Annotated in this window: 14 protein-coding genes; 8 read left to right on the top strand and 6 right to left on the bottom strand. The window is 68.0% G+C overall.

Annotation, left to right across the window (positions count from 1 at the left end; translation table 11 throughout):
- The first annotated feature begins 14 nt into the window (after positions 1-14).
- Together RVF83_RS23340 and RVF83_RS23335 are read left to right on the top strand one after the other, a co-directional pair.
- Positions 15-599 carry a DUF1707 SHOCT-like domain-containing protein gene (locus RVF83_RS23340; protein WP_005198513.1) on the top strand — a complete coding sequence of 195 codons (585 nt, stop codon included), beginning with the start codon at positions 15-17 and terminating at the stop codon, positions 597-599.
- Positions 600-680: 81 nt separating this feature from the next.
- Positions 681-1922, top strand: a complete 1242-nt coding sequence (locus RVF83_RS23335) for a cation:proton antiporter (RefSeq protein WP_005198515.1) — start codon at positions 681-683, stop codon at positions 1920-1922.
- Here the strand turns inward: RVF83_RS23335 and RVF83_RS23330 are convergent.
- Positions 1876-2922, bottom strand: coding sequence for a PHP domain-containing protein (locus tag RVF83_RS23330; protein ID WP_005198516.1), 1047 nt, complete (start codon positions 2920-2922; stop codon positions 1876-1878). The genes RVF83_RS23335 and RVF83_RS23330 overlap by 47 nt on opposite strands.
- A gap of 90 nt (positions 2923-3012) precedes the next feature.
- Entirely contained in the window at positions 3013-3357 is a 345-nt protein-coding gene (locus RVF83_RS23325) for a histone-like nucleoid-structuring protein Lsr2 (protein WP_005198517.1), read from the bottom strand.
- A 1094-nt stretch (positions 3358-4451) separates the two neighbouring features.
- Between RVF83_RS23325 and RVF83_RS23320 the strand changes: the two genes are divergently transcribed.
- From RVF83_RS23320 to RVF83_RS23295, 6 genes are all read left to right on the top strand, one after another.
- Positions 4452-5297 (top strand): rhodanese-related sulfurtransferase, encoded by an 846-nt coding sequence (locus RVF83_RS23320; protein WP_005198519.1) that lies wholly within the window; start codon positions 4452-4454, stop codon positions 5295-5297.
- Entirely contained in the window at positions 5285-6349 is a 1065-nt protein-coding gene (locus RVF83_RS23315; protein WP_005198520.1) for a CobW family GTP-binding protein, read from the top strand. The genes RVF83_RS23320 and RVF83_RS23315 overlap by 13 nt, the downstream gene beginning before the upstream one ends.
- Before the next feature lie 233 nt (positions 6350-6582).
- The gene (locus RVF83_RS23310) at positions 6583-7593 is read left to right on the top strand and encodes an N-acetylmuramoyl-L-alanine amidase (protein ID WP_373278662.1); all 1011 of its coding nucleotides are present in this window, start codon (positions 6583-6585) and stop codon (positions 7591-7593) included.
- Between the two features lie 33 nt (positions 7594-7626).
- Positions 7627-8550: an SDR family oxidoreductase gene (locus RVF83_RS23305; RefSeq protein WP_039880416.1), complete on the top strand. Its 924-nt coding sequence runs from the start codon at positions 7627-7629 to the stop codon at positions 8548-8550.
- Positions 8547-9326 carry a fructosamine kinase family protein gene (locus RVF83_RS23300; RefSeq protein WP_005198523.1) on the top strand — a complete coding sequence of 260 codons (780 nt, stop codon included), beginning with the start codon at positions 8547-8549 and terminating at the stop codon, positions 9324-9326. The genes RVF83_RS23305 and RVF83_RS23300 overlap by 4 nt, the downstream gene beginning before the upstream one ends.
- Positions 9327-9376: 50 nt before the next feature.
- Positions 9377-9934, top strand: a complete 558-nt coding sequence (locus RVF83_RS23295) for a nucleosidase (protein WP_005198526.1) — start codon at positions 9377-9379, stop codon at positions 9932-9934.
- 94 nt (positions 9935-10028) lie between these two features.
- Here RVF83_RS23295 and RVF83_RS23290 read toward each other — a convergent pair whose 3' ends face one another.
- From RVF83_RS23290 to RVF83_RS23275, 4 genes are all read right to left on the bottom strand, one after another.
- Positions 10029-10958: a DUF6542 domain-containing protein gene (locus RVF83_RS23290; protein WP_039880456.1), complete on the bottom strand. Its 930-nt coding sequence runs from the start codon at positions 10956-10958 to the stop codon at positions 10029-10031.
- 4 nt (positions 10959-10962) lie between these two features.
- The gene (locus tag RVF83_RS23285; protein ID WP_005198529.1) at positions 10963-12192 is read right to left on the bottom strand and encodes a DNA recombination protein RmuC; all 1230 of its coding nucleotides are present in this window, start codon (positions 12190-12192) and stop codon (positions 10963-10965) included.
- 55 nt (positions 12193-12247) lie between these two features.
- Entirely contained in the window at positions 12248-12805 is a 558-nt protein-coding gene (locus RVF83_RS23280) for a methylated-DNA--[protein]-cysteine S-methyltransferase (protein WP_005198530.1), read from the bottom strand.
- Between the two features lie 67 nt (positions 12806-12872).
- Positions 12873-14405: an AlkA N-terminal domain-containing protein gene (locus RVF83_RS23275; protein ID WP_005198531.1), complete on the bottom strand. Its 1533-nt coding sequence runs from the start codon at positions 14403-14405 to the stop codon at positions 12873-12875.
- Between the last annotated feature and the right edge of the window lie 15 nt (positions 14406-14420).

Below are 14420 nucleotides of genomic sequence, written 5' to 3'. Positions count from 1 at the left end.
CTAGGGTGGGGTACATGGTCGACCGCCTATCCGACGATGATCTACGGGTCGGGAACCCCGAGCGTGAGCGCGCGATCGCGCTGCTGAACGATGCCTTCGCATCGGGATATCTGGAGATCGTCGAGTTCGAGGACCGCTCTGGTCTGGTGTACACGGCGAAGACCCGCCGCGAACTCCGCACGATGCTCGAGGATCTCCCCAGTGCCGCCAAGCTGTTCCCCGAGCCACCCGCTGCCGCACCGGCCGGCCCCGCCGCCGAACCGCTCCACCTCGACGCGGACTGGAGCGAGGTCCGACGCAAGGGCGTGTGGGAGGTGCCCTCCTCGATCCTCGCGACAGCGTCAGTGGGCACCGTCGACCTGGACTTCACCGCGGCACGGTTCACCGGACCGTCGACCTCGGTGCAACTGCAGGTCTCGGCGTCGACGGTGAAACTCAAGCTCGGGCCCGAACACGAGGTACGTCACCGCGACCTCCACCTGTCCGGTTGGTCGAAGGTCAAGGACAAGGCCGGAGCCCCGACGCGGCCCGGGGGCGCGGTCATCGAGTTGATCGGATCGGCGTCCGGCATGACCTCGGTCATCATCCGCCGTACCTGACCGGTTCGCCACGGACTCCGTGTGATCGGGGAACGCGACGCTCTCGCGTGACGAGAGTGGCGCCGTGCCAGGATGTTCTGCATGATTCTCGCCGAGTCCGCGTCCACCGACACCTCGGTGATCGTGTCGCTGTTCTGGATCGTCCTCATCGCCGCGGTGTGCCCGCTGCTGTCGAGGCTGTCCCGCGGGTACGTTCCCGATGCCGTGTTGCTGCTGGTCTTCGGCATCGTCATCGGACCGCACGCGCTCGACTGGGCCGACCGCACGGGCATCGACATGCTCAGCCAGCTCGGTCTGGGCATGCTGTTCCTTCTCGCCGGCTATGAACTCGACCCGAAGCTGTTGAGCGGCAGAACCGGTCGCGTCGCGCAGCTGTCCTGGGCGGTGAGTCTGCTCATCGCCTGGGGATCGGTGGCACTGGTCGCCACGACCCTTGCGCTGGGGCTGGGCGAGGCCGGCTTCACCGCCCACATCGCGATCGCGATCACCCTCACCTCGACCGCGCTCGGCACCCTGCTGCCGATACTCAAGCAGGCGGGCCTCGACAACACGCGGCTCGGGCGTGCGGTGATGGCGCACGGCGCGGTCGGCGAGCTCGGACCGGTGCTCGCGATGTCGCTGTTGCTGACCAGCCGGAGCTTCGGTGGAGCGGTGATCGTGCTGGTGCTCTTCGTGTTGGCCGCGTTGATGATCGCGGCTGCCCCACAACGCATCCTCGCGCGCGTCCCCGGGATCGGACGGGCCGTCGGTGAGATGGCCGGTGGAACCGTGCAGCTGCCGGTGCGCGTCGTGGTCCTGCTGCTCGTGTCCCTCATGACGGTGGCCGCGGTCTTCGACCTCGACGTCGTGCTCGGTGCGTTCGCCGCGGGACTGATCCTCCGCCGACTCATCGGACCCGAGCATCCGCATGTCGGCAAATCCTTGGAGGTCATCGGGTTCGGGGTCCTCATCCCGATCTTCTTCGTCACCTCGGGTATGAACATCGACGTGTCCGCGGTCGCGTCGAAGCCGGGCACGTGGGTGGTCCTGGTGCTGGCCATCGCGATCGCGCGCGGGGTCCCGGTCTGGTTCAGCGCGCGCTACCTGGACGACGGGCACTTCCTGCGGCACCAGCGTGAGCGGACTCAGCTGGCTCTGTTCGCCGCGACCGGACTGCCGATCATCGTGGCGGTCACCGAGGTCGCGGTGTCCTCGGAGCTCATCTCCGCAGCCCTCGCATCGACCCTGGTGGCGGCCGGTGCGACGACGGTACTGCTGTTTCCCCTCGCCGCCCGGCTCATCGGGCGGTCCACTCCAGCAGGCGATCCGACGACCACGTCGTGACGATCCGGTCCGGGTCGATGTCGTGCTCCACGGCGCGACGCGCACCCAGGACCTTGAACTCGAGTTGCCCGGGTGCGTGAGCATCGGAATCGATCGCGAACAGACATCCGGACTCGAGGGCGACGTGGATCAGTTCGTCGGGCGGGTCCACGCGCTCGGGTCGCGAATTGATCTCCACGATCGTGTCATTCGCCGCGCACGCCTCGAAGACGGCTCGGGCGTCGAAGGTCGACGGGGGCCGATGGCCGCGTCCGCTGAGCACCCGCCGGCCGGTGCAGTGCCCGAGGACGTGGACGCGTGGGTCGGAGGCAGCGGTGATCAGTCGGGTCGTCATGGCGTCGCGGTCCATTCTCAGGTGCGAGTGCACGGAGGCGGTCACGATGTCGAGGCGCTCGATCATCTCGTCGGACTGATCGAGTGCACCGTCGTCGAGGATGTCGATCTCGATACCACGTAAGAGTCGGAAACCGTTGTCCTGCGCGCTGTTCCACTCGTCGATAGCTCCAATCTGGGACGTCAGACGTTCGGCGCTCAGCCCGTTGGCGACGGTCAACCGAGGTGAGTGGTCGGTGATGGCCAGCCACTCGTGGCCCATGGCCAGTGCGGCAGCGGCCATCTCGTCGATGGGCGCCCCGCCGTCGCTCCATTCGGTGTGCGCGTGGAGATCGCCGACTACGGCGGCGACCAGGTCGTCGGCACCGTCCGGCGGGTAGGCCGGGCCGTCGTCCTGTAGGCGGGCGAGATAGTCCGGAACCCGGCCGTCGACGGCCTGTGCGATGACGGCCGCGGTCGTCTTGCCGATCCCTTTCACCGTGGTGAGGGTTCGGCCCGACGCCCGGTCCCGTAGGTCGCCGGGGGAGAGGCGGGCCGCGGCCTGGCCGGCGCGTCGGAACGCTTCCACCCGGTAGCTGCTCTCCCGCCGCTGTTCGAGGAGCCAGGAGATGCGGGCCAGTGCCTCCACCGGGTCGACCGGTGCGTCGAGTGGCTCGAGCGGCTTCACGTCTGCACCCCACAGACGACGACCGCCCGGCGCACGAGTGCAGCCGGGCGGTGGTTCGGTACGGGCGAGGAGATCCTCACGCGTGACCGGTCAGTGTGCGGCCTCGAAGGCCTCGATGATGCTCTGCGGGATACGACCGCGGTCGCTGAGTTCGTAACCCTCGCGAATCGCCCATTCGCGGATGGCCTTGGTGGTCTCCTTGTTGCGCCCGCCGCCGGTGGTTGCGGTGGCGGTGGTTGCACGCTTGGCCACCCGACCGGTCTGGCGCGAGATGTCGAGGTACTTCGAGAGCGAATCACGGAATTGTTGAGCGTGCTTCGACGAAGTGTCGAACTCGTAATTCTTGCCGTCGAGTGACCATCGAACAGTTTCGTACTGATCCAAGACCTTGCCGTCGAGATCGTCGATGACCTGAACGATTTCCTTCTTCGCCATGAAACGCTTTCCCCTCGATTTGTGTCATGCGACCAACTCGGCCGTGGGAGGTCTATTAAACCTTGTCCACCCCGTTTTGATCTATTCTTTCGGTGCACAGCTTAGACCCAAACTATGAGTGGTCGCTGAGAACCCCCGCCTAGACCCTAAAGTATAGAAATGGCTGTGGGAAGTCGGGGCGCGAGAATTCTTACGTAGTGGGCACTGTACTGCTGTTGGATGACCGCGGTCGGGCCGTCTCGGTTCGGGAGGGGGTCCGAGATGTCCGAGTCCGAGACGCGACGGTCGTCGCACTCCGGGCTGATTCGTCTGATTCTTCTGGGGAGAGCGCCACCAGAGACTCGGGTGCGCGATCAGCGGCAAAGATGGTCCGGTATCCGTTGTCGGTCACCGAGAATCCCGCTTTCGACCGCGATTCGAGACAAAACAAGCCGACAGTCTCGACGAGGCAGGAGAATCGAGAAATAGAAATCGTGCGCCCGAAGTCGACTATTGAAGAGCGATAGAGAACCGGGTAGCGATTGGTGCACGCGCCACGCTGCGGACCGTCTGAACTGAGGATTGCGTAATCGGGTGACCAGTCGCAGGAGGCCGGTTCCGTGGACGGACGGGAGTGTCGCGTCGTGGGGCCGGAGTCGTCGCCCTCGTTGATACGGCATGCCAGCGACGACCTCCCGTTGGTGCCAGTCGAGCAATTGACTGATCGATCGGGTGTGGAGAAATGGAAGCCCGACGAGTCCTGTATCGGTGAATCGGGCGTGACCGATCCCTGATGAAATCGCGAATTGTCGACCCGGGGAGCGAGTGCGACGACTCGCCCAATTGTCCAATCGGGAAGATTCTGTGCCGTGTCCTCACCCGTGGTGGTGGTTGTCGATGCCGACTCGAGCTCGGTGAGGGTCGACAGTTCGTTGGTGGGCGGAATGACGATTCGTGAAGGTGTGGTGTCGGTGGGTAACGAACATCCCGCAACGGTCACGATTGTCGCGGTGATCACGATCGCGAACGAAGCGCAGATCACGCGGCCGAAATGAGCCGGCCGCCGGCGGGGGACAGGTACGGGCCGCCGCGATCGATTTCCGTACCCTTGCATTGTGTCGACCCCCAAGATCGTCCTGTTCTACGTCTTCGTCCCGCTGCCCGATCCGGAAGCCATTCGGTTGTGGCAGCTGTCGGTGTGCGAGTCGCTCGGGTTGCGAGGCAGGATCATCGTGTCACGACACGGAATCAACAGCACCGTCGGTGGCGACATCTCCGCGGTCAAACGCTACGTCAGGGCGACCCGTTCGTACCCGGGGTTCGCCGACGCGGACATCAAATGGTCGGACGGGACCGGCGACGATTTCCCGCGCCTGAGTGTCAAGGTGCGTCCGGAGATCGTGACGTTCGGAGTTCCCGACGAGCTCGTCGTCGATGAGAACGGCGTGGTCGGCGGCGGTACCCGGTTGTCGCCCGAGGAGGTGCACCAGCTCGTCGACGAACGCGGCGACGAGGTCGTCTTCTTCGACGGCCGCAATGAGATCGAGGCGCAGGTCGGGCGGTTCGAGCGGGCGGTGGTCACCAAGGCGCAGACCACCCGCGACTTCATCCCGCTGATCGAGAGCGGTGCCTACGACCACCTCAAAGACCGTCCGGTGGTCACCTACTGCACCGGCGGCGTCCGGTGCGAGGTCCTCAGCACGGTGATGCGCAATCGCGGGTTCAACGAGGTCTACCAGCTCGACGGCGGCATCGTCCGCTACGGCGAGCGCTATCGCGACGACGGACTCTGGCGAGGATCGCTCTACGTCTTCGACAACCGCATGAGCACCGAGTTCTCCGATCACACCGAGGTGCTGGGACAGTGCGTCGAATGCGGTGCGTCGACGAACAACGTGGCGAACCATCCCGATCGCGAGGGCCGGGACCTCGCGGTGATCTGCCCGGCATGCCTGGCCTGAACGCGTCCCGATCGGCCCGGCCGCCGGTTCCGGTGATCGTCGTCGCCGGTTTCCTCGGGTCGGGCAAGACCACGCTGCTCAATCACCTGCTGCGCTCCGCGGGTGCCACCGGTACGAGGCTGGGTGTGCTGGTCAACGACTTCGGCTCGGTCAACATCGACGCCCTGCTGGTGTCCGCGCAGGCCGACGGCGCGGTGAGCCTCAGCAACGGGTGCATGTGCTGCACGGTCGACGCCGACGGTCTCACCGACGCGCTGACCTCTCTCGTCCGGCCGAGCGCGAAGATCGACGCGATCGTCATCGAGGCAAGTGGTATCGCCGAACCCAAGTCGCTCATCCGGATGGTCACCGCGGTGGCGGATCCCCGCGTTCGCTACGGAGGTCTGGTCTACGTCGTCGACGCCGCGCACGTCCACACGCTGCGTGAGGAACATCCAGAGGTCGACGCGCACATGGCGATTGCCGATCTCATCCTGGTCAACAAGGCCGACCTGATCTCCGACGCCGACCTTAGGTTCGTCGAAGCTGTTGTTGCCCAGCTGAATCCGACCGCGGCTGCGCTGGTGACGCAAGAGGCCCGTGTCGACCCCGCGCTGCTGTTCGACATCGATGGGGTGGCTGCCGACGACGAACCCCGAAGCGGCCAACTGACTCTCGACGAACTTCTCCTCGAGGACCACGACCACTCCGATCACCAGCACCTGCACGCCGCGTACGAGGCGGTCACCTTCCGCAGCGACGAACCCCTCGACCCGCGCCGGCTCGCGCGATTCCTGGAGCGGCCACCGGGCGGATGCTTCCGGATCAAGGGCATCGTGCACTTCGACGTGCCGCGACACCGGCAGAAGTTCGTCGTCCACGGGGTGGGCGGTTTCGTCCGGGTGGAGCGCGAGTCGTGGGAGTCGGAGACGCCGTCGACCGAACTCGTCGCCATCGGTCGGGGCCTCGACCCCGACGCGGTGCACGCCGAGCTGCAGGCCGCGGTCGCGCGACCGGAGGACGCGGAGGACGAGCACGGCATCCTCAGCGTCCTGCGGCACCTACCCGCCTGACCGCCGACTCGGCGACACGTGTCATGGATCGCGCGACACGCCGGTTGGGATGTCACAGCTGGCTAACGAAATCCACAAGGTCCAGGTCTTCCATTTCGCAAACTCCGCGAATCCTGTTTCACTGTTAAGTCTGTTGCCAGTGTGACCAATGGTGTCTAACGGGAGGAGTGAGGCGGATGATCGGTGCGGAAAAGCGTGGTCGTCGCCTCGAAATACCGATGTTCCAGAAGATGATGAAGAAGCGCATGATGACGACCGCTTTCGCCGTGACGGCGGTGGCGTCGACCGTGATGGCGACCAACCTGGTGGTGGCACCGGCGCAGGCCGCGCCCGCCCGCGGGGCCGCGCTCGCGGGGAAAACGATCTTCCTGGACCCGGGCCATCAGGCGAGCGCTGCCGGCCGCAGCCTCAACGCGCAGGTGCCCGATGGGCGCGGGGGCAAAAAGGACTGCCAGACGACCGGCGCGACCGGTGTGAACGATGCGCGCGAGCACACCGTCAACTGGCAGATCAGTCAGCTGGTGAAGGCCGGACTGGAAAGCCAGGGGGCTCGCGTCGTGCTCAGCCGGCCCGACGATCGGGGCTGGGGCGGTTGCGTGGACGAGCGCGCCGCCGCGGCGAGCCGCTCCGGGGCAGCGGTGGCGGTGAGCCTGCACGCCGATTCGACGAGCCGCGGAGCGGACAGCGCCAAGAAGGGCTTCCACATGATCGTGCCGTCACTGCCGATCCCGGATCCCACCGTCAACCGCGTGCAGTCGGGTGAGGGGCGCAAGGCGTCGAACGTCATGCGCGATTCCTTCCTCGCCGCGGGCTTCCCGTCGGCCAACTACGCCGGCGTGAGCAATGGCATCCAGACCCGCCCCGACATCGCCGCGGTCAACCTGACCAAGGTGCCCGCCGTCTTCATCGAGATGGGCAACCTGTCCAACCCCGCCGAGGCGGCCGCCCTGGCCGGACGCGACGGCCAGCTGAAGTACGCGATGGCCATCACCGACGGCATCCTCAAGTACGTCAACGGCAGCGCGGCCACCGACTCTGCGCCCGCACCGTCGGTGCCGCTGGCCGACGACGCCAGTGGGCTGTCCGTGGTGATCCCGTTCGTCCAGCAGCTGCTCGCCACCGAGGAGCCCGAAGCCGTCGTGCAGCTGCTGGCGACTCAGGGGCAGGACGTGTCGGCGCAGGTCCTCAAGGCGATGCTGACGATCCTGTATGGCCTGTTCGACGGGAAGCTGCCGATCGGCTGAGCCTGCCCGCCTCCGGCGACTAACCTCGGCCCCATGGGCATTCGAGATCTCCTGGTGATGGACACTCCGGTGCCGTCGTTGCGTGGACGCAAGGTCCTGATCACCGGCGCGGCGAGTGGGATCGGGCGCGCGACCGCCCAAGCGGCGGCGGCGCAGGGTGCCGAGCTCGTGCTGACCGATCTGCACGCCGACCAGCTCGACGAGGCAGTCGCCGGAATCCTCCGCGCCGACGGCACCGTGCTCTACCATGTCGCCGGAGACGTCTCCGACTACGACTGGGTGGCCAACTTCGCGCGCCAGGTCGACGCCGAGGTCGGTGTGATGGACGTTGTGATGAACATCGCCGGGATCTCGGCGTGGGGCACGGTCGAGAACCTCGAGCACCGGCACTGGCGGTCGCTGGTCGACGTCAACCTGATGGGCCCGATCCACATCATCGAATGTTTTGTGCCGCAGATGGTTCGACGTGGCGCCGGCGGTCACATCGTCAACGTCTCGTCGGCCGCCGGACTTCTCGCCCTGCCATGGCACGCCGCCTACAGTGCGAGCAAGTTCGGGCTCCGCGGCGTCTCGGAAGTGCTCCGATTCGATCTTCGGCGCCACCACATCGGGGTGTCGCTGGTGTGCCCGGGCGGGGTGGACACGCCTTTGGTCGACACCGTCGAGATCGTCGGCGTCGACCGCGACGACCCGCGAGTCAAGGCCGCCATCAACAACTTCCACAAGGTCGCCGTGGCGCCGGAGACCGCGGCTGCGGCGATCCTCAAGGGGATCCGCAAGAACCGGTTCATGGTCTACACGTCCTTCGACATCCGGTTCGGCTACTGGTGGGCGCGGAAGTTCGCGCTGCCCTACGAGATCGTGATGAGGGTGGCCAACGACCGGTTCGACAAGCTCGCGCGGATCAGCGGTACCAAGCTCGAGGAGCGGGCGCGCGATCACCATTCGACGCAGTGAGCGGCGTTTTCCGCAAAACCCTGCGGGGTAGCGGTCCGCCGGGGGGCCATCCCGACTTCTTCGCCGCCGAGGCGGCCGGTCTGCGCTGGCTCGCCGACGCCGGTGCGCCAGTCGCGGAGGTGCTCGCCGTGAGCGCGGACGCCATCGAACTCGAGAAGCTCGACACGGCCCGTCCCGACCGCGAGGCGGCCCGCGCGTTCGGCGCAGCACTGGCGAGGATGCACGACGCCGGTGCCCCGCGGTTCGGGTCGCCACCGGCCGGCTTCGACGGCCAGTTGTTCATCGGACGACGCCCGCTGAGCTCCGTCGAGTACGACTCGTGGGGCGAGTTCTACGCCCGTGAGCGCGTCGAGCCCTATCTGCGTCCGGCGCGGGAGGCAGGCAGCTTGACTGCTGCGGACGAGGACTCCGTCCACGCCGCCTGCGAGCTGATCGCGAGCGGTGCCGTCGACGACGACGAACCCGCCGCCCGCATCCACGGCGACCTCTGGAACGGGAACGTGATGTGGACCCCGTCGGGCGTCGTGCTGATCGACCCCGCCGCACACGGAGGTCACCGCGAGACCGACCTCGCGATGCTTGCGCTCTTCGGCTGCCCGCTGCTCGACGAGATCATCGTCGGGTATCAGGAGACGCATCCGTTGGTCCCCGGCTGGAAGGGCAGGGTCGAGGTTCACCAGCTGCACCCGCTCGCGGTGCATGCAGCCGGACACGGCCCCGGGTACGGCACCGCGCTCGGCCGGGCGGCTCGCAGCGTCCTCGACGCTCACGCGTGATCGGTACACGCGATAATCACCTGGTGTCTGATGACGGTGTGCGGAGCGGTGTGTCCGGAAGTGTCCTGATCGTGTCGGCGACCCGAGCCGAGGCGCGGCATCTGCCCTCAGGGTCGCGGTTGCTCGTCACCGGGATCGGCAAGGTCCGGGCGACGATGGCGCTGAGCCGAGAACTGGCCATCGGTGCACCGGTCCGGCAGATCATCAACATCGGCACCGCGGGTGCGCTGCGGGACGGCGTCGTGGGCCCCGGGGGCGATCTGTTCATCCCTTCGGCGGTACTCGAACACGACATCAGCAGTGCCGAACTCAGGGCCATGGGTTACGACATGACCGACCGCTGGGACCTTCCGGACGGCGACGGCACGGTGCTCGCCTCGGGGGACACGTTCGTCGCCGACCCGGTACGGCGCGCCGAGCTCGCCCGCCACGCCGACCTCGTCGACATGGAGGGATGCGCGGTCGCCCACGTGAGCGCTCAGTTCGGCATCCCGTGCCGGCTCGTCAAGGCCGTGACCGACAACGCCGACGAAGGTGCGATGGAGTGGCCCGATCTGGTCGACGCCGCGGCCCGCAAGTTGGGGCAGTGGATCGAACTGAACGTCTGACGGTCGACGTCAGCCGCAGCAGAATGGCCGGCTGAGCACAGCGGCGCACGCTACAGACCGCGCGTGTGAGCGGAGGTGGCGATCCTGCGAGCGGTCAGGAGCGGGTGTCGGCGACGTCGGCCGGACCGGCGTCGGCGACCGACTCATACGCCTGGAATCCCGACCGGGTGGTCTCGGGACGAGCTGTGTCCGCCGGACCCGAGAGCGGGGCATCCGAGGGGGTGAGATCGGGTGCGGCGAGATCCGCGACCGTCGGACGAGCGGAGGCCGGGGTCCGCTGGGCGGTCCGTTCGACCGTCGCCGTACGCGCCGAGGTGGCCGGCCGCTCGGAGGTGGCCGGTCGTTCCGATGCATAGCCGGGGCGGGACCGCTGTGGCCGCGACCGGTTCGACGGCGACTTGGTGGTCGGTGCGGCGCCGGTATGTGCATGATCTGTCGGGGCGGAGCTGGACTTGGACCGACGGTGCTTGGTCGGACGCTCGGTCGGCTCGACAGTCTTCGTGCGGTCGGCCCGGTCCTTGCCTGCATTTCTCGATGCGCTGCGGGTCCCGGTCGGCTTTCCGCGGCCACCGCGGTTCTTGTCGTCGGCGCCGCGTGTCAGGAACCACCGGACCAGCACCAGCGCGAGGGTCACGAGGAACACCGTCAGCATCCAGGGGAAATCGGCGGCGATCGGCAGCAGCACCTTGAAGATCAGGCTCTTCAGGCCGGACGACGCCTGTTCGGAGTTGAGTCCGTACAGGGTGACGATGCTGACGAAGAACGCGATCAGCGGCGGCTGGGCGGCAGCGGTGAACAGGGCGCGGCGACGCACGGCGAGGGCGGCGAGAACGCAGCCGACGAGGTAGCAGAACTTGTAGATCCCGCCGAGCGAATCGTTGCTGCCGGCGTCGATCGCCGCTCCGAGGGCCGTGATCCCGGTTGCCAGGACGACGGCACCCCACCACGGCACACCGCGGACCGCGGGCAACACGGACTGCTGGTCCAGTGGTACCGCGGTCTGTAGACGTTGCGGGGAAGGCACATGGTCACGGTACCGGTTCATCGGCGGAAAACGCTCTACCGTCGGGACGTGGCGTGGACGCGATCGCCGATGTCGTCGCAGGTGCTCCCGCAGATCCGGCGGACCGGCAGGTGTCGTGGATCACCCGGGGTCGCGGCGGTTCGGCGGCGTCGCCCAGGGCATCGAGTTCGGCCAGGCGGCGGGCGGTGACGCCGAGCCGGCTCTCGACCGAGCCGATCGTCGAGTTGTACGCGTCGACCGTGCGCTGCAGCGATGTGCCCAGCGAACCGAGATGACCGAGTACGCCGGCGAGACGCTGGTGGAGTTCCATGCCGAGCGCGTGGATGACCGCGGCGTCGCGGGCCATCGCGTCATGGCGCCAGCCGAGGGCGACGGTCCGAAGCAGCGCGATGAGGGTCGTCGGGGTGGCGATGACCACATTGCGGCCGAAGCCGTACTCGAGGACCTCCGGGTCGGTGCGCACCGCGGCCTCGAGAACCGCGTCGGCCGGCAGGAACAGCACCACCATCTCCGGGGTGTTCTCGAAGGCCGTCCAATAGGCCTTGGCCGAGAGCCGCGCGATGTGCGCGCGGAGTGCCCGGGCATGCTCACCGATCAGGCGGTCTCGTGCCTTGGCGTCGGTGGCCTCCGCGGCCCGCAGGTACGCGTCGAGAGGCACCTTGGCATCGACGACGATGTCGCGTCCGCCCGCGAGATGGACGACGAGGTCGGGCCGGACCGTCGTGCCTTCCGTGGTCTTGTCCGGCAGCGACACCTGGGTGCTGAAGTCGCAGTGCTTGGCCATGCCGGCCAGCTCGACGACCCGTTCGAGCTGCACCTCGCCCCAACGGCCGCGCGAATGGGAACTGTGCAGGGCGTTTGCGAGCTGCCGCGTCTGGTCGTTTAGCGCCACCGACGCCGCATGGATGCCGCGCACCTGCTCGGTCAGTCCCGCGTAGGCGCCGATCCGGTTGGACTCGACCCGCCGCAGCTCGTCGGAGAGCTGCGACAGAGTGGCTCGCAGCGGTTCGACGATGTGCTGCACCTGGCTGCCGATGGCGGTGGACTGGCGACGGGCAGCGTCCTCGGTGGCCCAGGACAGCGACGACGCCACGTCGGAGCGGCCCTCGCGCAGCATCTCGACCTCGGCTCGGGCGGCGGCCACCACGCCGGCACTCCGCGCGGCATGCGCCCACCAACCGAGCGCGATACCGAGGAGGACGCCGAACACGAGTGACAGGGCTGCTGCGATCATGCCCCGATGGTGTCGGATGGTCCCGACAAAACCGTCTGAGCGGCCTCGGGCCGGTTCAGTCCTCGGCGGGAGCCTCGAAGTCGAGCAGCCACTTCTTGGTCTCCAGCCCGTAGCGGAAGCCGCCCAGCGATCCGTCGCTGCGCTTCACCCGGTGGCACGGAACGAACAGCGCGGCGGCGTTGCGGGCGCACGCGGTCGCCGCAGCCCGGACGGCGGCCGGTTCGCCCGCCCGCTCGGCGAATTCGGTGTAGGTGACCGGCCGGCCAGGTTCGACGAGGCGCAGGGCGTCCCAGGCCTTGTTGAGGAAGGTGCCGCCGGAGAGCTGGACCACCTCGACCCGCGACGGTGCGTCGACCTCCCCCGCGTAATACGCCGTGACGGCGTCGGTGAGGCTCCCGAGGGCCGCGGAGCGTTGCAGTGTTTCCGGCCGCAGCGAGCGGTGGATGAGGGCGGCGAGGTAGGCCGGGTCGTCGGTCCACCCGGACGCGAGGACGCGTCCGGAATCGTCGGCGATCACGGAGAACGGGCCGTTGGGGGTGTCGACGGTGGCGTATCCGCCGGTGATGACGGTGGTGATCGTGTCGTCGGAGACGGCGGGGGACGGTGCAGACATGTCGTTCCTGTCGGGTCGGGGTTCGGATCGAGTCGGTGTCGGGTGAGGCGTCATCGGAGTCCGCACGTCATAAGTCCTCGCCGGAGCCGGCGAGGCGGTGTCGCCACAGGTGCATCGTCGCGTAGGAACGCCACGGTGCCCAGTGATGGGTGTCGCGCAGATCGAGTCCGAGGTCGGCGGCCGCCCGGGCGACGATCAGGTCGTTCGCGAGCAGGACGTCGGGATCGCCGGTCACCCGCATGGTGACGATGTCGGCGGTCCAGGGGCCGATGCCGGGCAGTTCGATCAGTTGCGCACGTAGATCAGACGCATCGACCCCCACATGCGGTTCCACCCGACCTTCGGCCAGGGCCTCGGCCACCCCGATGACGGCGTCGATCCGGCGGCGCGGTCCGCGAAGGACGTCTCGCCCGTCGGCGGCGATCACGGCTGCGGTCGGGAACGCCTTCGGAACATGGTCATCCCTGGTGAGGCCCGCGTCGTACAGCGGTTGGCCCAGTGTGTCGACGAGCCGGTCGATCTGGTGCCGCGCCGCCGCGAGACTGACCTGCTGGCCGAGCATCGTGCGGATGATCGTCTCGACGGGATCGAGACTGCCCGGCACACGGAGTCCGGGTGTGCCCTCGATCAGGGGGCGCAGCGTCGGGTCGCCGGCGAGGGCTTCTTCTGCGGCGGCGATGTCCGCGTCGAGGTCGAGGAGTCGGCGCACGCGGTTGACTGCGGCTCCGAGGTCACGCATGTCGAGGTGGGAGAGAATCACGCCGACGTGGTCGTCGTGAGGTTCGATCTCGGCGATGGCGGGTCCGTGGGGGAGAACGATGACGCGCCGGAACCGCCAGCCGAGGGCCGCATCGGCGTCGGCGACGACCGCCTCGACCCCCGCCGCCACGTGCGCGGACAGGAACCAGCGCATCCACGTCCAACGGTAGGGCGCACGGAACGGCAGACGCAGGGTGACACTGCCCGGGGTAGACGCCCCGTCGGACTGCGGTCGGTCGCGGCGGTGGCGGAGGCGGCGGAGTTCGGTCGGGGTGAGTCCGAAGACGGCGCGGATGGTGTCGTTGAACTGCCGGATGCTGGCGAAGCCGGCGGCGAACGCGACGTCGGACATCGGCAGTGCCGTGCACTGGATCAGCACCCGGGCGTTGGTGGCGCGGTGGGCGCGGGCGAGTGCGAGCGGTCCGGCGCCCAGGTGGTCGGTGAGGACTCTGGTGAGGTGCCGGGGCGAATACTCCAGCCGCGCGGCGAGACCGGCGACGCCCTCACGCTCGACGACCCCGTCGGCGATCAGACGCATCGCCCGGGCGGACATGTCGGCATTGACATTCCACAGCGGCGATCCGGGGACGGCGTCGGGGGCGCATCGTCGGCAGGCGCGGTAGCCCTGCTGCTGGGCCGCGGCCGCGGTCAGCACGAACGCCACGTTGTGCGGTCGGGGCGTCTGCGCGGGACAAGACGGACGGCAGTAGATCCCGGTGGTGCGGACGGTGACGAAGAACTGGCCGTCGAACCGTGCATCCCGGGCTTGGACGGCGCGGTAGCAGCGGTCGAAGTCCGGAGCCGATCCCGGGACGGTCTGTTCGACGGATGCAGTGGTCACCTGTCCACTCTGACA

The sequence above is a fragment of the Gordonia rubripertincta genome, assembly GCF_038024875.1.
Lineage (GTDB): Bacteria > Actinomycetota > Actinomycetes > Mycobacteriales > Mycobacteriaceae > Gordonia > Gordonia rubripertincta.
This window is presented reverse-complemented; position numbering and strand designations above follow the sequence as displayed.

Bases quoted from the DNA above. Each gene is read 5' to 3' on its own strand.
- RVF83_RS23340 (WP_005198513.1), top strand. From the start codon at position 15: ATGGTCGACCGCCTATCCGACGATGATCTACGGGTCGGGAACCCCGAG.
- RVF83_RS23335 (WP_005198515.1), top strand. From the start codon at position 681: ATGATTCTCGCCGAGTCCGCGTCCACCGACACCTCGGTGATCGTGTCG.
- RVF83_RS23325 (WP_005198517.1), bottom strand. From the start codon at position 3,357: ATGGCGAAGAAGGAAATCGTTCAGGTCATCGACGATCTCGACGGCAAG.
- RVF83_RS23315 (WP_005198520.1), top strand. From the start codon at position 5,285: ATGCCTGGCCTGAACGCGTCCCGATCGGCCCGGCCGCCGGTTCCGGTG.
- RVF83_RS23310 (WP_373278662.1), top strand. From the start codon at position 6,583: ATGAAGAAGCGCATGATGACGACCGCTTTCGCCGTGACGGCGGTGGCG.
- RVF83_RS23305 (WP_039880416.1), top strand. From the start codon at position 7,627: ATGGGCATTCGAGATCTCCTGGTGATGGACACTCCGGTGCCGTCGTTG.
- RVF83_RS23285 (WP_005198529.1), bottom strand. From the start codon at position 12,192: ATGATCGCAGCAGCCCTGTCACTCGTGTTCGGCGTCCTCCTCGGTATC.
- RVF83_RS23280 (WP_005198530.1), bottom strand. From the start codon at position 12,805: ATGTCTGCACCGTCCCCCGCCGTCTCCGACGACACGATCACCACCGTC.